This window comes from Streptomyces sp. AM 4-1-1, from assembly GCF_029167625.1.
In the GTDB taxonomy this organism is placed as follows: domain Bacteria; phylum Actinomycetota; class Actinomycetes; order Streptomycetales; family Streptomycetaceae; genus Streptomyces.
In genome coordinates this window covers 2,204,000-2,223,683 of sequence record NZ_CP119145.1, presented here as the reverse complement: position 1 = coordinate 2,223,683, position 19,684 = coordinate 2,204,000, and the positions used below count along the sequence as shown (strand labels likewise).

16 protein-coding genes and 1 tRNA gene are annotated in these 19,684 nt (G+C 73.6%); 6 read left to right on the top strand and 11 right to left on the bottom strand.

All coding sequences use genetic code 11. The features are described 5' to 3' along the window. Positions 1 to 7 precede the first annotated feature (7 nt). Positions 8 to 910 carry an ectoine/hydroxyectoine ABC transporter substrate-binding protein EhuB gene (gene ehuB / locus PZB75_RS09275; protein ID WP_275534818.1) on the bottom strand — a complete coding sequence of 301 codons (903 nt, stop codon included), beginning with the start codon at positions 908 to 910 and terminating at the stop codon, positions 8 to 10. Positions 911 to 1,463: 553 nt separating this feature from the next. On the opposite strand from ehuB, the gene PZB75_RS09270 reads away from it, so the two are divergent. Together PZB75_RS09270 and PZB75_RS09265 are read left to right on the top strand one after the other, a co-directional pair. Next, on the top strand, positions 1,464 to 2,228 hold the full coding sequence (locus tag PZB75_RS09270; protein ID WP_275534817.1) for a decarboxylase: 765 nt from the start codon (positions 1,464 to 1,466) through the stop codon (positions 2,226 to 2,228). A gap of 164 nt (positions 2,229 to 2,392) precedes the next feature. Beyond that, positions 2,393 to 3,502: an LLM class flavin-dependent oxidoreductase gene (locus tag PZB75_RS09265; RefSeq protein WP_275534816.1), complete on the top strand. Its 1,110-nt coding sequence runs from the start codon at positions 2,393 to 2,395 to the stop codon at positions 3,500 to 3,502. A 206-nt stretch (positions 3,503 to 3,708) separates the two neighbouring features. Here PZB75_RS09265 and PZB75_RS09260 read toward each other — a convergent pair whose 3' ends face one another. Continuing rightward, positions 3,709 to 5,604: an EAL domain-containing protein gene (locus PZB75_RS09260; protein WP_275534815.1), complete on the bottom strand. Its 1,896-nt coding sequence runs from the start codon at positions 5,602 to 5,604 to the stop codon at positions 3,709 to 3,711. A gap of 451 nt (positions 5,605 to 6,055) precedes the next feature. Here PZB75_RS09260 and PZB75_RS09255 point away from each other — a divergent pair, with 451 nt between their 5' ends. Continuing rightward, positions 6,056 to 7,327 (top strand): M6 family metalloprotease domain-containing protein, encoded by a 1,272-nt coding sequence (locus PZB75_RS09255; RefSeq protein ID WP_275534814.1) that lies wholly within the window; start codon positions 6,056 to 6,058, stop codon positions 7,325 to 7,327. A 117-nt stretch (positions 7,328 to 7,444) separates the two neighbouring features. Here PZB75_RS09255 and PZB75_RS09250 read toward each other — a convergent pair. The 7 genes from PZB75_RS09250 to PZB75_RS09220 all read right to left on the bottom strand — a co-directional run bounded on the left by PZB75_RS09250 (position 7,445) and on the right by PZB75_RS09220 (position 14,364). Further along, a tRNA-Lys gene (locus PZB75_RS09250) sits at positions 7,445 to 7,518 on the bottom strand. Further along, on the bottom strand, positions 7,509 to 8,228 hold the full coding sequence (locus PZB75_RS09245) for a hypothetical protein (protein WP_275534813.1): 720 nt from the start codon (positions 8,226 to 8,228) through the stop codon (positions 7,509 to 7,511). The genes PZB75_RS09250 and PZB75_RS09245 overlap by 10 nt, the downstream gene beginning before the upstream one ends. A gap of 165 nt (positions 8,229 to 8,393) precedes the next feature. Next, the gene (locus PZB75_RS09240) at positions 8,394 to 8,735 is read right to left on the bottom strand and encodes a hypothetical protein (RefSeq protein WP_275534812.1); all 342 of its coding nucleotides are present in this window, start codon (positions 8,733 to 8,735) and stop codon (positions 8,394 to 8,396) included. A 377-nt stretch (positions 8,736 to 9,112) separates the two neighbouring features. Beyond that, positions 9,113 to 10,447, bottom strand: coding sequence for an AAA domain-containing protein (locus PZB75_RS09235; protein WP_275534811.1), 1,335 nt, complete (start codon positions 10,445 to 10,447; stop codon positions 9,113 to 9,115). Further along, positions 10,444 to 12,267, bottom strand: a complete 1,824-nt coding sequence (locus PZB75_RS09230) for a hypothetical protein (RefSeq protein ID WP_275534810.1) — start codon at positions 12,265 to 12,267, stop codon at positions 10,444 to 10,446. The genes PZB75_RS09235 and PZB75_RS09230 overlap by 4 nt, the downstream gene beginning before the upstream one ends. Then, positions 12,258 to 13,508, bottom strand: a complete 1,251-nt coding sequence (locus PZB75_RS09225; protein ID WP_275534809.1) for a hypothetical protein — start codon at positions 13,506 to 13,508, stop codon at positions 12,258 to 12,260. Before PZB75_RS09225 ends, PZB75_RS09230 begins: the two co-directional genes overlap by 10 nt. Continuing rightward, a complete protein-coding gene (locus tag PZB75_RS09220; protein WP_275534808.1) occupies positions 13,396 to 14,364 on the bottom strand; it encodes a phosphatase PAP2 family protein in 969 nt (322 codons plus the stop codon). Before PZB75_RS09220 ends, PZB75_RS09225 begins: the two co-directional genes overlap by 113 nt. Before the next feature lie 370 nt (positions 14,365 to 14,734). Between PZB75_RS09220 and PZB75_RS09215 the strand changes: the two genes are divergently transcribed. Continuing rightward, on the top strand, positions 14,735 to 15,331 hold the full coding sequence (locus PZB75_RS09215; protein WP_275534807.1) for a histidine phosphatase family protein: 597 nt from the start codon (positions 14,735 to 14,737) through the stop codon (positions 15,329 to 15,331). 351 nt (positions 15,332 to 15,682) lie between these two features. On the opposite strand, the gene PZB75_RS09210 is transcribed toward PZB75_RS09215, so the two are convergent. Further along, positions 15,683 to 17,092 carry a tetratricopeptide repeat protein gene (locus PZB75_RS09210; RefSeq protein ID WP_275534806.1) on the bottom strand — a complete coding sequence of 470 codons (1,410 nt, stop codon included), beginning with the start codon at positions 17,090 to 17,092 and terminating at the stop codon, positions 15,683 to 15,685. 245 nt (positions 17,093 to 17,337) lie between these two features. Here PZB75_RS09210 and PZB75_RS09205 point away from each other — a divergent pair, with 245 nt between their 5' ends. After that, positions 17,338 to 17,760: a hypothetical protein gene (locus tag PZB75_RS09205; protein WP_275534805.1), complete on the top strand. Its 423-nt coding sequence runs from the start codon at positions 17,338 to 17,340 to the stop codon at positions 17,758 to 17,760. 102 nt (positions 17,761 to 17,862) lie between these two features. Then, positions 17,863 to 18,753, top strand: coding sequence for a fused MFS/spermidine synthase (locus PZB75_RS09200; protein ID WP_275534804.1), 891 nt, complete (start codon positions 17,863 to 17,865; stop codon positions 18,751 to 18,753). A gap of 329 nt (positions 18,754 to 19,082) precedes the next feature. Here PZB75_RS09200 and PZB75_RS09195 read toward each other — a convergent pair whose 3' ends face one another. Then, a complete protein-coding gene (locus PZB75_RS09195) occupies positions 19,083 to 19,643 on the bottom strand; it encodes a hypothetical protein (protein WP_275534803.1) in 561 nt (186 codons plus the stop codon). Between the last annotated feature and the right edge of the window lie 41 nt (positions 19,644 to 19,684).

The window sequence follows — 19,684 nt, the reverse complement described above, 5'->3', positions numbered from 1 at the left end:
GTCCCCGTCAGCCCTTGCACAGATCTGCGGTCTTCAGCGTCGTCGGCGGGATCTCGGTCGCCCCGAACCCGTACTCCTGGAGCAGCCCCACATAGCGCGACCTGTCCGAGACGATCTTCTTCAGCTCGCGGTTGAAGGCGTCCCGCAGTTCCTCGTTGCCCTCGCGGAACACCGCGCCACCCGGGCTGTACTGCTTCTTGCCGGCCAGCTCCGGCACGAACGCCTCGGTGACCTCGGTCCCGGAGTTCGTCTTCGCCAGCCAGCGCAGCGAGATCCCGGTGAGCAGGAACGCGTCGATCCGGCCACGCTTGACGGCGTCGGCGCCGTCCTGGGGCTTCTGGAACGCCTTGATCCTGCCCTTGTCGATGCCCGCGCCCTGGGCGTACGAGCCTTCGACGGCACCCGACATCACCCCGAGGGTGATCCCGGCCTCCTTCGCGGACGCCAGGTCGGTCACCTTCTTCGGGTTCCCCTTGCGCACCATCATGGCGGTGGGCGATATGAACTCCGGTTCGGAGAAGAGGGCGTTGGCGCAGCGCTCGGGGGTGATCGCCATCCCGGCACTGACCACGTCGTACTTCCCGGCCTGGAGACCTGGGATCAGGCCGTCCCACTCGGAGAGGGTGGGCTTCAGCTCGTCGACCCCCAGCGCCTTGAAGATCTCCCGGTGCAACGCCGGTGCCTCGCCCTTGAGTTGGCTGCCCTCCAGATAGCCGTACGGTGCCTCGTTGGCATAGGCGACCCTGACGAAGCCCTGCTTACGGAGCTTGTCGAGCGCTCCCGCGCCGTCACTCGCACCGGAGTTGGTCTTGCTGCACGCGGCGAGCAGGCCCGGCACCACGATCAGGCCACCCACGGCTGCGGAACGATTGAGGAAACCCCGACGGGAAAGGTGAGGAAAGTCAGCCATGGATTCGCAATCTCTGGAAGAACGAACAGTCCGGACAGGGTGAGCCCCTTCCCGATCCCGCGTGCCTATGCGGAAAACGGGAGGGTGTGATCGAACAGAAGCCGGAGGGTGACCTTCCCGTGTCATGCGGGGGCCGGTCCTCCGGCCGTGACGGAGCCGCGTCTCCGGCGTTCTCCGGTCGCGGCGGGGCCCCGGCTCCGGCCGTGGCGGGAGGAGGTCTCCGGCGTTCTCCGGTCGTGGCGGGGAGGTCTCCGGTGCTCTCCGGTCGTGGCGGGGGCCTGGTCCTCGGCGTTCTTCGGACATGGCCGGGGCCTGCTCCTCGGTGTGCTTCGGACATGGTGGAGCGCCCGGCCTGCGGCATCCGCCCTTCGCGCCGGAGGCCGGGCCCTCCCCGCCGGCCCCCGCCACGCGCGGCGGAGAACCGCCGCCGGAGGAATACTGGACGGGGACGGGGGTACCGGTCTCCGATCGCTCCCCGGGGCCCGCGGTCGCCGCAGGCCGCCGGGGCGCGGAACAGGCGGAAGACGCCAGCGGAGAACAGGAAGGGTGAGACATGACGACCGTCGGACTTCTCTACCCCGGCCACGCGGCGGAGGACGACTTCCCGCGGTTCGAGGTGCTGCTCGACACCGATATCAGACTGCCCGTCGTGCACATCGACTCCAGCGGCCGCACCGATCCCGCCGACCCCACCGGCTCCGCCGATCCGGCCGCTGCCGCCGACCCGGCCGGCCGCACCGGTCCCGATGCCGACGCCGAGCGCCTGGCCACCTGTCTCGACGAGCTGCGCATGGCGGGCGCCGAGTCCGTCGTCCGGTCCTGCGGCGCCGAGGACGGCTTCCGACATGGCCTCCAGGGCGCCCACGACCAGGTCGCCGCCCTGGCCCGCGCGGCGGGTCTGCCCGCCTCCAGCACCTCCTTCGGCTTCGCGCACGCGTTGCGGGAGCTGGGTGCCACCCGGGTCGCGGTCGCCGCCGTCTGCTCGGACGAAGCCGCCGGACACTTCGCGGGTTTTCTGCGCGAGAGCGGCGCCGAGGTGGTCGCCACCCACACCGATGTCGTCGGCACAGCCGAGGCCGCCGCCTGGGACCCCGACCGGGTCAAGGAACTCGCCGTCGCGGGCAACCACCCCGACGCCGAGGTCGTCCTGCTCCCGGACCCGGCCCTCCACACCGCGTCGTACGTCCCCGAGCTGGAGGAACTTCTCGGCAAACCGGTCCTCACCGCGAACCAGGTCACCGTCTGGGAAGGGCTGCGGCTGGCCCGCCGCCGCGCGTGGGCACCGACCGTCGGCACCCTGTTCTCCGCTCGCGAATAGCGCGCGAGCAGTAGCGACGGCCGCCGCCGCGTGAGGCTGGGACCCGTGCCCACCGGGGAGCCGGACCGAAGCCGGACGGGGAGGGAACGGGAATAAGCGGAGTCCACCTCCTGTTACCCACAGCCGGTACGTACGAGCACACCGGAGAGGGCCGACACGTGGACGTGGACGACAACCGAGGCGACGAGAACCGGGCCGACGAGAGCCGGACCGACCGAATCCGGGGCACGGCCCTGGGCACGGCGCGCGTCCCGCTGTCCGTGCTCGATCTGGTGACGGTCGGCGGGGGCCGCACCGCGACCCAGGCCGTGCGGACCAGCGTGGACATCGCCCGCCTCGCCGAGCGGCGCGGCTTCCACCGCTACTGGGTCGCCGAACACCACTCGATGCCCGGCGTGGCCTCGTCCTCCCCGGCCGTGATCCTGGCCCATCTGGCCGCCCACACCGAGCGCATCCGCCTGGGTTCCGGCGGCGTGATGCTGCCCAACCACGCCCCGCTGGTGATCGCCGAGCAGTTCGGCACCCTGGAGGCCATGGCCCCCGGCCGGATCGACCTCGGGCTGGGCCGCGCCCCCGGCACGGACGGGGCGACCGCCGCCGCGCTGCGCCGCACCGACCGGCTGAACGAGGGCGCCGACGACTTCCCGCAACAGCTCGTCGAGCTGACCCGCTTCCTGGACGACGACTTCCCCGACGGGCACCCGTACGCCCGTATCCACGCCGTGCCGGGACCGGTGCAGGGCCCCACGGGCCGTCCGCCGATCTGGCTGCTCGGTTCCTCCGGCTTCAGCGCCCGGCTGGCCGGTGTCCTCGGTCTGCCGTTCGCCTTCGCGCACCACTTCTCGGCCCAGAACACCGTCCCGGCGCTCGACCTCTACCGGGAGTCGTTCAAGCCGTCCGTGGTGCTCGACGCGCCCTACGCGGTGATCGGCGTCTCCGCGCTGGCCGCCGACGAGGAGCGGGAGGCCCGTCGGCAGGTGCTGACCGGCGCCCTGTCGATGGTCCGGCTGCGCACCGGCCGTCCGGGCCTGATCCCGACCCCGGAGGAGGCGGAGGCGTACACCTTCTCGCCGATGGAGCGGGAGTTCGTCGACGGCTGGCTGTCCAACGTCGTCCACGGCACGGCGGACGAGGTGCGCGCGGGCCTCGACGAACTGGTCGGGCGCACGGGCGCCGACGAGCTGATGGTCACGGCCAACGCGCACGGCGGAGAGGCCCGGCTGCGTTCGTACGAGCTGATCGCGGACGCGTACGGACTGCCCACCCTCGGCTGAGCCGCCCACCCTCGACCGAGCCGACCGCTTCGGCCGAGCCGCCCACCCTCGACTGAGCCGCCCACCCTCGACCGAGCTGCCCACTCTCTGACTGAGCCGACCGCTTCGGCCGAGCGCCGGCCGCCGAGGCGTCCGGGCCCCCGGAGCTGTCCGGGGCGCCCGGTCCGGGCAGCCTCCGGCCGGGGCACCCGGTCCGGGGACGGCGATCAGACCCCGGACGGTCCGCCCGGCCGGGCGCAGATCAGTTCGTCGATGCGCTCGGGCGTCACCGCGCGGGAGTACAGCCAGCCCTGACCGGTGTCGCAGCCTATCCGCCGCAGCCGCTCCGCCTGCCCGGCGGTCTCCACGCACTCCGCGGTGACGGTGAGCCCCAGCCGGTGCGCCAGCTGCACCATGGCCTCGACGATCGTCTCGTCGGCCGGGCTGGGGTGCGTACCGTCGTCGTACCTGAATCCCCGGACGAACGAACCGTCCAGTTTCAGCACCGACACGGGCAGCCGGCTCAGATACGCGAGGTTCGAGTAACCGGTCCCGAAGTCGTCGATGGCGATGCGCACGCCCATGTCGCTGAGGGCCTGAAGGGCCTGGAGGGGACGGCCCGCCGAACCCATCACGGCGGACTCGGTCAGCTCCAGTTGCAGCAGCCGGGGCGTCAGCCCGGTCTCCGCGAGGATGTCCGCCACATCGGTGACCAGGTCGGAGTCCCACACCTGCCGTACGGCGACGTTGACGCTGACGTACAGCGGCGGCTCGTCGGGGTGGTCGAGCTGCCAGCGCCTGGCCTGACGGCACGCGGTGCGCAGCACCCACCGCCCGAGCTGGACGATCGAGCCGTCCTCCTCGGCGATCCCGACGAACCGATTCGGCGACAGCATCCCGAACTGCGGGTGGTTCCACCTGACCAGCGCCTCGACCCCGCGTACGACTCCGTCGGCCATGCCCACGAGCGGCTGGTACGCGATGGTGAACTCGCCGCGCTCGACGGCGGGCCTGAGCGTGGACGACAGCGCCTGGCGGGTCATCCGGTGGGCGTTGCGCTCCGGATCGAAGAGCGTCCAGCGGGCCCTGCCGTCGGCCTTCGCCCAGTACAGGGTGGTGTCGGCGGCCTGCATCAGACCGGTGGCCGACGTCCCGGCCATGGCCCGCTCCACCACCCCGATCGACGCGGAGACCGAGAGCCGCTGCCCGGCCAGTTCGAACGGCTGCTGGAGCGCCGCGAGCACCGCGCGGGCCAGGTCGGTGAGCTGCTGGGTGCCGGTGGACCGCTCGACGAGGATCGCGAACTCGTCGCCGCCGAGCCGGGCCACCAGATGGCCGCCGTCGCGCGGGGAACCGGCCCGCTCGGCGCAGTCGGTGAGCCGTCCGGCGACGGCGGCCAGCAACCGGTCGCCGATCCGGTGCCCCAGGGTGTCGTTGACGGCTTTGAAGCCGTCCAGGTCCAGGTAGCAGAGCCCGATCCGGCCGTGCCGGGGGAGGCTGTCGTCCTGGTACGGCGGGGTCTCCAGCACCGCGGAGAGCCGTTCGAAGAACAGGGTGCGGTTGGGCAGCCGGGTCACCGGGTCGTGCATCTGGAGGTGGCGCAGCCGGTCCTGGAGCTCGTGCCGGTCGCTGATGTCGGCGATCGAGAGCAGTACCCCGGGATCGCCGGACTCGGAGACCGGACCGGGGTCGCCGGGGGCGGACGCCGCCTTCGTCGTCGCGACCGTGGCGGCTGTCGCCGTCCCCGTCGTCGCGGCTGTCGTGGTCATCGGTACGACGGTGATCTCGGCCCACAGCGAGCGGCCGTCGGGGTGCTTGAGGCTGCGGGTGCAGCGGAACCGGGAGTGCCGGCCGCGCAGAACCTCCTGGTAGGAGCGCCAGGTCCGGCTGTCCGACGTGAGGTCGACGAGGTCGGACGCGGACCGCGCGACCAGCTCGGCGCGGGTGCGGCCGAGCAGCGTGGCCAGCGCGTCGTTGGCCCTGACCACCCGGCCGTCACGGTCGAGCACGGCCATGGCGAGCGTGGACGCCCGGAACGCCGCCCGGTAGTCGCGCAGCTCGGAACCGCCCGGCCCGGTGCGGTCGCGCGCGTTCCGCTCCGTGAGGTGACCGTCCGTGATCATGTGCCGCTCTGCTTCGGGGGGTCTGCCCGCCGGGGGCCTCGGCCCTTCGGAGGTTCCGCTCACCGCTCGCTCCCGCTGTGCAGTCTGTCGTGAACAGGTGTGGTCGGACTGGCCCGCCGAGTGGCCGGCCACCCTCGGGGCAGGGAACCACACAGGAAAGCGTGGTTGAGCATAGATGCTGGTGGGTCGGCCCTTCCAGCTCGCCGGGCCGTTCCGGGCGCCGCGGGCGGCTCGATCGAACCCTTCGCGCGCACCGGGTGGCCCCTCCGGGCAGGAGCCCTGTTTGCCCGCGCCTGATCGTTTCTGTGCGGTTCTGCTCTCTCGCGCCGACACGGTGATCGATTGTGACTTTCCGTGAGGGGGAGTGAGGGGGTGTGGGGGAACCGGCCGCACACCCGAGTGGGGCAGCACAACAGGGCGTACGTGGTTGAACCGGCACAGGGTGGGTGGGATGTCCCGCGTTCCCCAGCCGGAGGTGGATGTGCCGCGCCAGCACAGACCCGGGGGAGTGGTGCGGCCCACTCCACGCGGTCTCGCCGCTGCCCTGACCTCGCTGCTGGCGTTCGCCGCCACCTCCCTCGTCGCGGGACCGGCCGTGGCGGCCTCCGACGGGGCGTCCGCGTGCGCCCTGCCCCGTACCGCCGCCCACCACTCCCTCGGCCTGGACAGCTGGAACACCGCCTATCCCCGCCCCGACCACGCCCTCGACGCGGTCATGATCTTCCTTTCCTTCCCGGACTCCCGGCCCGTCACCACGCCCGACGAACTCGCCGCGGACCACTTCCCGGCCACCACCCGGTACTTCCGGCGCGCCTCGTACGGCAGGTTCACCCTGCGCGCGCACCCGCAGCGGCGATGGGTGCAGATGCCGAAGGACTCCGGCTGGTACGGGATACAGCGCGACTGGGACTCCGGCCGGCGCGGCGCCTATCTGCGCGACGCGATCGCCGCCGCCGACGGCGAGGTCGATTTCTCCCGGTACGACCTCGTCTATCTGGTCGCCGACCCGGACGCGCCCGGCGTCGACTCCGACGCCACCAAAGTCGTCAACTTCGACCGTCCGCTGCACGCCGACGGCACGGACATCCGACGCGTCGTCACCGTTTTCGAACATCATCCGCCGGACCGCAACGTGCTGGCCCACGAGACCGGGCACGTCTTCGACCTGGCCGACCTCTATCACCGGCCGACCGACGGCAAGGGCGACTGGGACACCCATGTCGGCGACTGGGACGTCATGGGCAGCCAGTTCGGTCTCGCCCCCGACCTCTTCGGCTGGCACAAGTGGAAGCTGGGCTGGCTGGACAGCGGGCAGGTGGTGTGTGTGCGGGGCAGCGAGAGCGTGACCCTGGAGCCGATGGCCGCCGCGCCCGTGCCGGGCGGCAGCCTCGGCACCCGGCTCGCGGTGATCAGGACCGGCGAGAACAGCGCCCTGGGCATCGAGGCCCGCAGTGCCACCGGCAACGACCGGCTGACGTGCACCGAAGGGATTCTGATCTACCGGGTGCGCGGCGAGGCGCCGTCCGGCGGCGGACCGGTCGAGGTCCTCGACACCCACCCCGAAACGGGCTCCTGCTGGGACCGCTCGGTCTACCCGCCGCTCGCCGACGCGCCGCTCGGCGTCGGGGAGCGGTACACGGTGCCCGGTGAGCACGTCCGGGTCGAGGTCGCTGACCGGACGCGGTCGGGCGCCTGGACGGTCCGGATCACCACCGGCACGTAGCCGAAGCCGGTACGTGGGCGAGGCCGGCGCATCGGCGACGACATGCGCGGACGACATGCGCGGGGGTGAACGGCAACGAAGAAGCCCCCCGCTTCCGCGAGGGGCCTCTTCCGTCTGTGCGCCGCCAGGGACTCGAACCCCGGACCCGCTGATTAAGAGTCAGCTGCTCTAACCAACTGAGCTAGCGGCGCCTGCTGACGTCGTAGACATTAGCATCCGGATCGGCGGGAGGAAAAATCGAAATCCGGTCCGGTACGGGAGGCGTCGACCGGGCCACCCGTACACACGCCCAGAGCAGCACATCGGGTCCGGGAAGCCAGGGGGTACGGGTGTCGGGGGCAACCACCCAGCGGGGTCCCGTGGCAGGGGAACCGCAGGCCAGCGGCGGTACGGTCACCGCGTCGCCGGTTCCGTGGCAGAGCAGCGGGGGCAGGCTCCCCAGCCGGGGGCCCGGGACCCGGTGGTCCTCCCGGGACGTCCCGCGCGCCCGCCCCGAGCCCCACTCCTCCCAGTCGAGCAGCGAGGGCAGTCGCTGGGCGGTGCCGGGCGCGGCGAACAGCAGCATCCGGCCCCGGTGCGTGGCCACGGGCCCCGAGCCGGGACCGTCCGTCCACAGGTGCTCCAGCATGTGCCGGCCCAGCAGCGCGGGCACGTTCACGACGTCGAAGACGGAGCCGCACGGCAGCACGGCGGGACAGCCGGGGCTCGCCTCCCACCGGCTGAGCGTGGAACGCGGGAAGGCCGTGGCCGTGGCGAGCCAGGCGGCTCCGGAGGCGGTCACCTGAGCGGTCCGGTCGCCCGGCCGTTCCCGTACGGCCGCGCAGATGTCGACGCCGCCGTGGGCGGAGGCGGCGTCGCCGGGGCGGAGGGGCGTCTCGTCGTGCAGCCAAGCAGTACTCATAACCCCTGGTCTACCGGGAGTTACAGCTGATTACCGGAGAGTTTCCGAAAACTGGGACAGGGGCATGTGCCGAGGAGTATCTTGCGCGCGGGCATATGCCAGAGGTTCGACCCGCAGTCACGAAGCCTCACGCCGGTGCCAGGGCGTCCCGCCGCGCCGCTGCGGTCAGGGCGTCGGGCCGTTGAGCAGGGTCCGGCCGAACTCGACCATCTTCTTCGCGTAGTCCTCGGTCCACTCCGCCCGCTGGGCGATGTCCGCCAGGGTGAGCCGGTCGAACCTGCGCGGATCGGCGAGCTGGGCGGCGGCGATCGCCTGGAACTCCACGGCCCGGTCGGTGGCCGCGCGGAACGCGTGCGTCAGCTCGGTCGCCCGGCTCAGCAACTGCCTGGGATCGTCCATCGATTCCAGGTCGAAGAAGTGCTCGGGATCGGCGACGTCCGCCGACGGCTCGAAGAGCAGGGGCGCGGGCCGCAGCCGCTGTCGTTCGTTCCGCTCGGGTGGTGCCATGGGTGTGTTCCTCCTCCTCCGGGCAGCCGTGACGGCCACCGTCCATTGTCCGACCCGCCACAAGGGCGCGTGGGGACGGCGCTGGGCGCGACCCCGGCCGCTCCGCGCGACCATGGGCCGACCCGGGTGCAACAGGGGCGGGCCGCCCCGTATTCCGGCCGCCGGACCGTGTCCGATCCCGGCCCGGCCCGAGCCGGTCTGAATCCGCCCCGGGCCCGGTCCGGTCCGGCCCGACCGGTCCGGCCCGACCCGGTCTGACCCGGCCCGGTCCGGTCCGTAGGCCGGGCCGTGGCGACCACCTCGCCCGCCCCGCCTCTGTCGCCCCCTGTCCGCCCCGCCTTTGTCCCGCCGTGTCCGCCCCCACCTGCCCGTCCCGTTCAAGGACGCCAGGACACCCGGTGGCCGGACCAGTGTTCCCAGGTGGTGATCATGGTGTTCCAGCCGTCCGGGAACTTCACCGTCACGCCCAACTGGACCGGCTCCGTCGAGGGGTGTTCGTCCAGGAGGTCCGCGACGCCCGCCCGGCACACCACGACGCAGGCGTGACGGTGGCGCGAGGCCAGGACGCACAGCCGGCCCGCCTCCAGATGGAACGCCGTCGCGTCCGGACGCCCGGACAGCGGGTGGAGCACCACCGTGACGTCGAACTCGCGGCCCTGGAGCCGGTTCGCGGTGTCCACCGCCACCCCCGTCACCCCCAGCTCCGCCAGCGCGGCCCGCACCGCCGCCGCCTGGTCCCGGTGGGCCGTGCCGACCGCGATCCGGTCGGCGGTGAGCGGCACCGGGTCCGGGGAGCGCTCGCTCGTCGCCACCCCGCCCCGGTCCAGCATCCTGCGCACCACCAGGGCGACCGCCCGCACCGCCTCGGGATCGGTGCGGGGGGTGTGGCGCGCCGGGAGTTCGAGCAGTCCCCAGCCGGACTCCGCCGCCTCGTCCAGCACCCGGTCCGGCCCCGAACCGTCCGACGGGACACCGAACGACAGCCGCCGGTCCCCGTGGTCCGTGCCGCTGCGGAAGGGCGTGTACGGGTAGAACGCGTCCGATACCAGCGGCGCGGCGGACGCGGGCAGCCGCCAGGAGACCGGCAGCCGGTGCTGAGGCAGCTCCGGATTGTGCGCCAGCAGCGTGGAGACCGCACTGGCCGACGGGTCGTACGACAGTCCCGCCCACTGGTCCGCGCCCACGATCGAGAACGGGTCCAGCTGCCCCGGGTCACCGACGAACAGCGCCCGCTCGAAGAGCCCGGCGACGGCCAGCAGCGCGTCCGAACGCATCTGGTAAGCCTCGTCGACGATCGCGTGCCCCCACGGCTCGACGTTCGTCACATGGGCCCACTTCGCCGCCGTCGAGATCACCACGTCGAGCCCCGCCAGATCGGCGGCCTTCGACGACTTCCGTACGTTGTCCAGGCCGTCCAGGACCTTGTCGTACGGATCGGAGTCGTTGCTGTGCAGCCGCCCCACCGGCAGCCCGGGTTCCTTCTCGGCCAGCCGCACCACCAGGTCGTCGACCTGTGCGTTGGTCTGCGCCACCACCATCAACGGCCGTCCGGCCGCAGCGAGTTCGAGCGCGGCCCGGACCACGAGCGTCGACTTGCCCGCACCCGGCGGGGAGTCCACCACGACCCCCCTGGCCGTGCCGTTCAGCGTGTCGTCCAGGATCTTCGCGGTCGCCAGGCCCGCCGCCGCGCCCGGATCGAATACGGTCGTCACAGCAGGTCCTCCGCGGTCACCGGGTCGGGATGCTCAGGGTCTCCGGCGGCGCCCGGCGGACCGCCGTGGGTCCACGGGGTCTCCTCCGGATCGGGCAGCTTCGGCCCGCCGCGCTGATCGTGCTCGAACAGCGTCCAGACGATCACCTCGCCGGGCTCCGGCACGGACCCCGGAGCGGGCTCCCGGCCCCGGCCCATCCGGTCCAGGACGCGCAGCACCAGCGAACCCCCGCCGCTCCCTGCCTCCCCGGCCGCGTCCGAATCCCGTCCGCCGTCCGCCGGACCCGTTTCTCCCGGGCCCGTTCCGTCCGGCCCCGCCCCTCCGGGACCCGGGCCGTCCTCTCCCGCTCCCCGGCTGTCCGCCGGACCCGCTCCTCCCGGACCCGTTTCCGCCGGGCCCGCTCCTCCCGGCCCCGCCCCTCCGGGACCCGGGCCGTCCTCTTCCGCACCCGGGCCGTCCGCCGCCGCGCAGTGGCGCACGAACTCCGCGGTCTGCGGCTTGCCGTCCAGCGAGCGGTACACCTTCGTCCGCTCACCCAGCTGCGGCCGGTCCCCGGTCATGACGGTGACCAGCGGGCGGGGCGACGGCCGCTTCGACTCGCTGTAGGCCATCTCCACCCCCGTCACCTCGGCCACGAACGCCTCACCGGTCAGCCGCCGCCCCGCCAGCACCAGCGGATCGTCCAGCGCCTCCTGGGCCTCCAACTGGGCCTGCGCCGTCTCCCGCGCCGCCAGCTTCCGCGCCGCCGTCACCGCGTCGTCCCGGCGCGGCTGCGGCGGCTCCCCGGCCGCCACCCGGTCCCGATGACCGGTGAACGACCAGCGGTCCCGGGTCCAGCGGTCCCCGGCCGCGGCCCCCTCCGGCAGCTCCCGCAGCAGATCCAGTCCCCGCCACACCGCGTGCCAGGTCGGCAGCATGACCCCGGCCAGCAGCGACCGGATCTCCCGCTCGGCGGTGGCCAGCTCCCGCAGCCCGCTGTCCGCCTCGGACCCGTCCTCGGCCGCCGCCAGCGCCGTACGCGCCCGGTCGTACCGGTCGATCGCGGGTGCCAGCAGCCGGTTGTCGAACGCCGGGTCCGTCGCGGGACCGGCGGGCGGGCACTTCAGCTGCCCATCGCGGTCACGGCCCACCTCGGCCCGGAACGCGGCCTCCGCGCCCGCCCCGTCCTCGGCCGTGATCCAGGCGAGCAGCGCGCCCAGATGCTGGTCCTCCAGCGTGGACTGCCCGGTCGCCCAGTGCCGGTTCAGCAGATCGGTCGCGGCGAGCAGCAGCGAGGAGCCCGGCACCCGGGCCCGCTCCCCGTAGTGCGTCAGCCAGCGGCCCAGCAGCGGCACCCGCACGGGCGCGGGATACGGCGTGTCCGGATCGTCCTCGGCGGTGCGCCGGAACCGCATGGAGCGCCCCAGCAGCCGTACGAACTCGATGCCCGCCCGGCTCGGCACGATCAGCTGCGCCGCGTCCGCGCACAGCTCCACCTCGACCTTGACCCGCTTCCCGGTCTCCGGATCGGTCTCGCTCCGCTCGGCGGGCTCCACCACGTCGGCGTACGCCTCGATGTGCGGCAGCACCGCCTCGGCAAGCTCCGCGAGGAACGCGAACCGCAGCTCGCGGTCGCGCGGCTGGGAAACCGTCAGCAGCCGGGGCGCGTCCCGGTCGGTGCCGACCAGCGCACCGAGCGGGGCGCCCGCCTCCCCGGCGGTGGTCAGCGGCACCAGCACCAGCGGCCGGTCCGTGAGATGGCGGTGCCGGACCGTCGCGAGGGGCTGCGCCCGGCCCGTGTCCACGGCCTCGAACCGGGCCAGCGTGTTGATCAGGGACATGCCGGTGCGCCTTCCCGGGTGCGGACGTCCGCGAGTGCCCGCGCTCCAGGGCCGTCGAGTGCCCGGGTGCGGGCGCCTCCCAGCGCCTCTGCGCGCAGGGCAGCCGCCCGGCGCAGCGCGGCGACCGCCGGGTCCGCCGGATCGCCCTCCTTGCCCGCGGCGGCGGCCAGCACCGCGCCGACCGTCGTCAGACCGCCCAGCTCGCCCCGGACCGACCGGCCCAACGCCTCCACCGCGCCCGCCTCCCGGGCCCGGGACCGGCAGTGGAACGCCAGCTCGCACGCGGCCAGGCACTCCGGGGCGTAGGACGCGCCGACCGACTCGACGGCCGCCGTCAGCTCCTCCGCAGGGGCCTCCGGATCGAACGTGGTGCCCTCAGGCAGGGCCGCCGCGATGTCCTCGATCCGGGTCAGCCTGGCCAACTGGCGAGAGGTGACGGCCCGCTGCTTGCGCACGTCGACGACCGAGGCGGTCGGCACGTTCGAGAAGTCCTTCGGGCAGACCAGCAGCACCCGGTGCCCGACCTCCGCGCCCTCGGTGACCGCGGCGACCCGCTCCAGCGCCAGCACGTACACGGCCGACTGCCGGGCCGCCGCGCCCACCTTCGCCGGGTCCGCCGCACTGTCGATCATGGGGAACGACTTGATCTCGACGACCGTCCACCGCCCGTCGGGCCGGACCACCACGGCGTCCGGCTCCAGATAGGCCGGCGACCCCGCCACCTCCAGGGCCAGCAGCGGATGGTCGAGCAGCGCCCAGTGGCCCGCCACCGTCGCCTCCCGCAGCGCGAGCGCGGTGCGCGCCGCACGGCCCTGCGGCCCGGACGCGCTCAGATCGGGTACGTGGACGGTGTCCGGGGCCGGGCAGTCGCCGCCCAGCCGTTCGAACAGCAGGCGCAGCAGCTCCGTACCGCCGTCGGCCTTGACCTTCGCCTCGAAGGCGTTGCCGCGCATGAAGGCGAACTGCGACTGGCCGAACGCGGCGGGGGAACCGAGCGCCTTCGCCAGCGCCCCCTTGTCGACCCCGGCGCCGTCCAGCAGGGCCCGGCGCCGGCAGCCCGGATTGGCGGCTAGGGCGGCCAGCGCGCGGGCGTCCAGCGGACGCGGCGCGACGGCCGGTCCGCGCAGCTCAGCGAGCCGCTGCCGGAGCGTCCCCGGCGGTCGCGGTTCCGCCGGAGGCCGCTGGGGACGCCGCGTCGATGGGATCTGCGGAGGAGGTCCGCTGGCCGGGGATTCGCTCACCCGCCGAAGTCTCGCACCCGGCACTGACAACGGTCGCCCCCGCGCCCGCGCCGGCTGTCGCGAAGCGGCTCGGGAACCGGACCGCGACCCGGTCCCGGCACCGGGCGGTGACCCGGTCGGCGAGCCGTGCGACGGGGGTGGCGAGCAGCGCGCCGACGCCCATCACGGCGGCGCCCGCGACGGCGTCGAGGAAGTAGTGGTTCGCGGTGCCCATCACCACGAAGGTGATGACCAGCGGATACGCCACGCCCACGGCCCGCACGGCCGGATGGCGGCCGTGCCGCCACAGCAGAATCCCGCACCACAGCGCCCAGCCGACGTGCAGGCTCGGCATCGCCGCGTACTGGTTGGTCATCCCGCCGAGCCCGCGCGGCGCGCTCGCCTCCGCGCCCCACCAGCCGTACGAGCTGTACTGGGCCATCGTGTCGACGAAGCCGTGCCCGGCGTCGAGCAGCCGGGGCGGGCACGTCGGCAGCAGCGTGAAGCCGATCAGCCCCAGCAGCGTGGACGTCATCAGCCAGGTGCGCGCGGCGCGGTACGCGGCGGAGTGCCGCCGGAAGATCCAGATCAGGACCGCCGGGGTCACGACGTAGTGCAGGGAGGCGTACGCGAAGTCGGCCGGGACGCCGATGGAGGGGTGGGCGGTGAGCAGCCGGTTCAGGGGGTGCTCGGCGTTCAGACGGAGGGTCTGTTCCAGATGGAGGATGGCCAGACCGTGGTCGACGGCGGTCGCGACGTCTCCCCGGACCAGCAGCCGGCCCGCCGAGTACAACGCGTACACGACCGCGATCAGCGGCAGTTCGGTCCACCATCGGGGCCGGTGGCGTTGCACGGGCGCGGTGGTGGCGTGCGGCATCCGGAAGCTCTCCATCATGTGTTTCGTGCGGCCGACGGCGGGCGTTCAACCGTACGGTCTGTGTGGGCCGTGTCTCCCGCTGGGGTGCCCCGGCCGGACACCCCTCCCCGCACGGATCTGCTCGCGGTCCGCCTCGATCGTGCGCAGAGGAGGACGCCGGTCGGGCCCCGGAGGTTGCCTCTCCCGCGCGTACGCGATGATGGAGAGGGATGATCGAACCGGCCCCCCGCATGGTCCGGGACCCGGCTCGTGCCCGGCCCGTGGTCCCGGGAGCACCCTCTCAGACTCCGTGGCCGGGTGTCATCGCAGCGACCACAGCAGTATCGGAATCGACGTCAGCGCAGTCTCGGAAGTCTCAGGGAGAGCCGTCATGGCACCGCGTATCCTGCTCGCCCGGCACGGGCAGACCGAATGGTCCGTCAACGGCAACCACACGGGCCGGACGGACATCCCGCTGCTCGACTCGGGCCGCGAGGGCGCGAAGCTGCTGGGGGAGCGGCTGCACCGGGCGCCGTGGGCGGGCCTGCCGGACACGGAGATCCTGACGAGTCCGCTGGTCCGGGCCAGTGAGACCTGCGAGATCGCGGGTTTCGGGGACCGCGCCGAGCCGTGGGACGCGCTCATGGAGTGGGACTACGGGGCGTACGAGGGGCTGACCCCCGCCCAGATCAAGGCGGACCGGCCCGACTGGTTCATCTGGCGTGACGGGGTGCCCGACGGCGAGACGCTGGCCGAGCTGTCCGCCCGCGCCGACACGATCGTCGACCGGGTCCGCTCGGCCGACCGGGACGTCCTGGTCTTCGCGCACGGCCACATCCTGCGGGCGCTGGGCGCCCGCTGGCTCGGCGAGGACGTGTCGTTCGGCGCGAAGATCCGGCTCGACCCCACGTCACTGTCCGTGCTGGGCTGGGCGTACGACGCGCCCGCCGTGGAGCGCTGGAACGACACCGGACACCTCGCGGACTGACCGGCCCCGGCGCGTGCGGGCCGGACGGGCCGTGGCGCCTGGGGGCACGGATCGGACCTGCGGAGTGCCTGTGGAGTCCTGGGGAGCGGCCGGCCCAACGGTCGCGGCCCTGTGCGCCGACCGGATGTCGTAACCCGGTACCGGGCGGCCTCCGTGCCTGCGGACCGGCCAGCCTCCGTGCCTGCGAGGCGGCGGGGTCTCGTGCTTGCGGGGCGGCGCGCCTGCGGGGCGGCGGGTCTCGTACCCCGGTCCCGAGCGGTTCCCGTACCCCCGTACCGACCGGACCCCGCGTCCGTCGGCCGGCCAAGCCCCGCCCTCGTGGACCGCGCGGCCCTCACCTCCGCGCGGCCCTCACCTCCGCGCGGTCTCCGCCTCGACGAACTCCGCGTACCGGTCGAGGAAGCCCGCGACCTCGGCCGACCCGCGCCGCGGGCGCAGTACGTCCGCCGCGCCCGCCAACATGCCCCGGACGCGGGTCGACCGGACCCGGTCCAGCAGGTCGAGCACCTGGTGGCCCGCCGCCGCGGCCTCGTCCGCGACGCCCGCGCGGGCCAGATCGATGGTCAGCTCGGCGCGGTACAGGGCCATGTTCCGGGTGAAGTGCGGGTCCTGGAGCCGGGTGGCACGGCGGGCGTGCCCGGCGGCCCGGGACCATTCGCCCAGCGCCGACCAGCACTGGGCCTCCAGGATCTCCAGCTCCGCCTCCCGGAAGAACGACATCCACTCCGGATCGGCGTCGGACGGACCGCGTCCGAAAGCGGTGTGCGCCCGGCCGATCGCCCGCTCGCAGCCCGTCCGGTCACCGAGCCCGGCCCGGCCGCCCGCCTCGCGCAGGGTGAGCAGCGCGCGCAGCCGGGCCGAACCGAGCGGTTCGGCGGCCCGTAGTCCGGCCTCCGCCGCCCGTAGCGACTCCCGGGGCCGGCCGGTGTCCCTGGCCAGGAACGACGTGTTGCAGAAGGCGTGCGCCTCCAGCGCCGGGTCGCCCGCCACCCGCGCGGTGGCGAGCGCCTCGGCGTAGTGCGAGCGCGCGTCGTCGAAGCGGCCCGAGTCATGGGCCAGCCAGCCGACCGAGATCGCCAGTTCGCCCGCGCCCGAGTGCAGCCGGTCGGCGGTGGCCCGGCGGCCGGTCGTCCCGGTGTCGAGCAGGGCGTAGGCGGCGCGCAGCGGCTGGGCGGCCTGCCGGTAGAGTCCGTCGGCGCCGAGCCGGTCGTCGAGCACCCGGATCTCCCGGACCGCCTTCTCGACGGCGCTGACCTCGGCCTCGCCGACCCGGCGCTGGGCCGGCACCGCGGCCATCAGGGGTGGTACGGGCAGTCCGGCCGCGGTGGCGGTGCCACCGAGACCGAGGCCCAGGGAAGCGGCGGCCACGGTGGTGGTGCCGCTGGTGATGAATACGCGACGCAGCACGTCGCTCTCCTCGTCGGTTTCGCTGTGGAGCGTGGGGGGCGGTGGAATCGTGGGGCGCGGCAGGGCCGCCCGGGGCGAGGTGCGCGCCGCTCGGCCGCGCACGGACTCGCGGGCCGAGAAGCCCAGATCCGTCAGAGTGGTTCCCGGGAACATGTGCAGGAACACCCGTTCGTACGCGTAGTTGGGGCAGCGGATCTCGCCGGACTCCACGCGTCCGATGTACCGGGCGTCACACGCGACCTGCTCACCGATCTCGCGAGCGGCCCTGCGGACGGCCGCCGCGAACTCCCCCGCGGAGCGCTGTCCGCGCAGCCGCCGGAAGACGAGGTTGGGAACTGCCCGTGTCGACACCATGGCGGAGCCCTCTCTGGAGCGGCCGGTCGCCTGTTTCGACAGTCCCGGCAGAGCAAGAACGTACCGTCTGTGACGGGGCGTACACACACTGTTTGCAAGCAAAAGGGGGCATCCCGCCCACGATCCGCCATGAACTGCCACCCTTTGCAGCGGTGCGACGCCGTAGCCCTTGACGTGTTCGGGGCGTTGGTCCATGCGGAGACGGGGCGTGGCTCCGCCCGGTGACGAAGAAGGAGAGAGTCCCGATGCTGCATCTCGGCCGGACCACCGAAGGAATCGGCACACCCCAGGAGGCGTCCGGTGGTGACGCCGGACGCACCGAGCCCTGCGATCTGGTGACCGTACCGGCCCGTCAGGGGCTGGAGGCCGTGGACATCCTGCGCCGCGGCGCGGACCAGGAGGCCGTGGGCCCGGTGATCCACGACGGGGCCTGCGACACGCTCGGTTTCCTCGTGCCGCCCGGCACCGCCGCGGGCTGGGACGTACCGGGCAGTGCCTGTACGGAGACGAACGGCCGCGGACTGCGCATCCCCACCGAGCCGCCCGCCGCCGGCACCGGCTGGCTGCTGCCGCCCCGGGGCGACGCACCGGTCACCGACCCGGCCGTGCTGCGCGAGGCCCTGGACGAGGCGGCCCGGATGATCGCGGCGGCCGACAACCGCAGCTGAGCCCATAATGGCCAGGTGGCCGGATTCCCGCCCACGATGAACTCAGTGGGACCGGACCGGACCGGAGCCGGGACCGGACCGGATCAGCGAGGGCGGACACGCGTGGCACGTCGAGAAGCGTCGACAGGGGGTCCGAGCGGCCGGAAGCGGCCGGAGCGCAACCGGGACCCCCTCGCCGAGCCGGTGGACGGCGGTCTCGCCGAGCTGATACCCGACCGTGAGCGGCCCCGTGCCTGGACGCTCACCGTCGACGGCGCCCCGCAGTCCCATGTGGACCTCGACGACCCCACGCACCTCTCCTTCGCGTACCAGCGCAGGTTCGGCCACATCGCCGACCTCGCCGCCCCGCCCCAGCAGCCCCTGCACGTCGTGCACCTCGGCGGTGGCGCCTTCACCCTCGCCCGCTACATCGCGGCCACCCGCCCCCGCTCCACCCAGCAGATCGTCGAGGTGGACGGGCCACTCGTCCAGCTGGTGCGCAGGGAACTGCCGCTGGACCCGCAGGCCCGCGTCCGGGTCCGCTCCACCGACGCCCGCGCCGGACTCGGCAAGGTCCCGGACGACTGGGCGGACCTCGTCGTCGCCGACGTCTTCGGCGGGGCCCGTACCCCCGCGCACCTCACCAGCACCGAATTCCTCACCGAGGTCCGCCGCGTACTGAAGCCGGACGGGCAGTACACCGCCAACCTCGCGGACGGACCTCCGCTCACCCATCTGCGTGGCCAGATCGCCACCGCCGCCACCGTCTTCCCCGAACTGGCGCTGGCCGCCGACCCGCCCGTGCTGCGGGGCCGCAGATTCGGCAACGCCGTGCTGCTCGCGTCCGCCGTACCGCTGCCGGTCGCCGAACTGACCCGCCGGGTGGCGAGCGACCCGTACGCCGGACGGGTCGAACACGGCCGCGCGCTGACCGACTTCACCGGTGGCGCGGCGCCCGTCACCGACGCGGACGCCCGGCCGTCCCCCGCGCCACCGCCCGACACCTTCCACTGACGGGACGGCACGAGGGCGGTACGTCGCCTCCGGATACCGTCTCCTGTACGCCGTCTCCCGGATGCCGTCGTCGGTACGTCGTCGCCCGGACACCGTCACACCGTCATCGGTACGCCGTCGCCCGGACACCGCCATCCGGCCGTCGCCGTCCGGCCGCAGTCGCCGTCCGGACACCGTCATCGGTACGCAGTCGCCGTCCGGACACCGTCATCGGTACGCAGTCGCCGTCCGGACACCGTCATCGGTACGCAGTCGCCGTCCGGACACCGTCATCGGTACGCCGTCGCCGGAACACGGTCATCCGGAAGCCGTCGCCCGGCCGCCCCGGCTCAGTGCCGCTCGATGTCCACCTGTGGCTCGTGGTCGTTCCAGGTGCAGAACACCGTGATCGTCGTGTCGTTCCCCGCGAAGTCCACCCGCACCCACGTCGTGTTCGTCCAGACCCGCATCGACCAGCCCGACCGCGGCGTCGCCGAGACCAGCTTCGCCGCGCCGTCCTCCATCTCCAGGACGACCCGGCCGCCCTCCGTCCCGTAACTGCTCACCGAGCTCGACGTCTTCGTCTTCGTCGCGGACGGTCTGGGCCGGGCGGGCGGGCTGCTCGGGGTGCTCGCGGCGGGCTTCGGCGGTGGCTCCGACGGCTTCGGAGGACGCGGCGTCGGGGACCGGGTGGCGCTCGGGGACGGTGAGGCGACCGGCTCGGGGCGGTGCGTCGAGGACGACAGCGCGTCGGAACCCCCGCCGCCACGGGCGCTCTTCGAGATGGGCAGGGCGCGCGGCGGGTCATAGGCCGTCCCGGCCATCACCGTGTGCACTCCCCACCACGACAGCGTGACGGCCGCCCCGGTGGCGAGCGACCACGCGAGCGCGTGTACGAGTCCTCGTTGCATCCGGGACATCTTCCACCACGAACGGTGGGCGCCGCACCGGA

Excerpts from the sequence above, each read along its gene's own strand:
- PZB75_RS09240 (WP_275534812.1), bottom strand. The coding sequence starts at position 8,735 with ATGGCACCACCCGAGCGGAACGAACGACAGCGGCTGCGGCCCGCGCCC.
- PZB75_RS09210 (WP_275534806.1), bottom strand. The coding sequence starts at position 17,092 with ATGGTGTCGACACGGGCAGTTCCCAACCTCGTCTTCCGGCGGCTGCGC.
- PZB75_RS09220 (WP_275534808.1), bottom strand. The coding sequence starts at position 14,364 with ATGCCGCACGCCACCACCGCGCCCGTGCAACGCCACCGGCCCCGATGG.
- PZB75_RS09230 (WP_275534810.1), bottom strand. The coding sequence starts at position 12,267 with ATGTCCCTGATCAACACGCTGGCCCGGTTCGAGGCCGTGGACACGGGC.
- PZB75_RS09255 (WP_275534814.1), top strand. The coding sequence starts at position 6,056 with ATGTCCCGCGTTCCCCAGCCGGAGGTGGATGTGCCGCGCCAGCACAGA.
- PZB75_RS09195 (WP_275534803.1), bottom strand. The coding sequence starts at position 19,643 with ATGCAACGAGGACTCGTACACGCGCTCGCGTGGTCGCTCGCCACCGGG.
- ehuB (WP_275534818.1), bottom strand. The coding sequence starts at position 910 with ATGGCTGACTTTCCTCACCTTTCCCGTCGGGGTTTCCTCAATCGTTCC.
- PZB75_RS09205 (WP_275534805.1), top strand. The coding sequence starts at position 17,338 with ATGCTGCATCTCGGCCGGACCACCGAAGGAATCGGCACACCCCAGGAG.
- PZB75_RS09260 (WP_275534815.1), bottom strand. The coding sequence starts at position 5,604 with ATGATCACGGACGGTCACCTCACGGAGCGGAACGCGCGCGACCGCACC.
- PZB75_RS09270 (WP_275534817.1), top strand. The coding sequence starts at position 1,464 with ATGACGACCGTCGGACTTCTCTACCCCGGCCACGCGGCGGAGGACGAC.
- PZB75_RS09215 (WP_275534807.1), top strand. The coding sequence starts at position 14,735 with ATGGCACCGCGTATCCTGCTCGCCCGGCACGGGCAGACCGAATGGTCC.
- PZB75_RS09245 (WP_275534813.1), bottom strand. The coding sequence starts at position 8,228 with ATGAGTACTGCTTGGCTGCACGACGAGACGCCCCTCCGCCCCGGCGAC.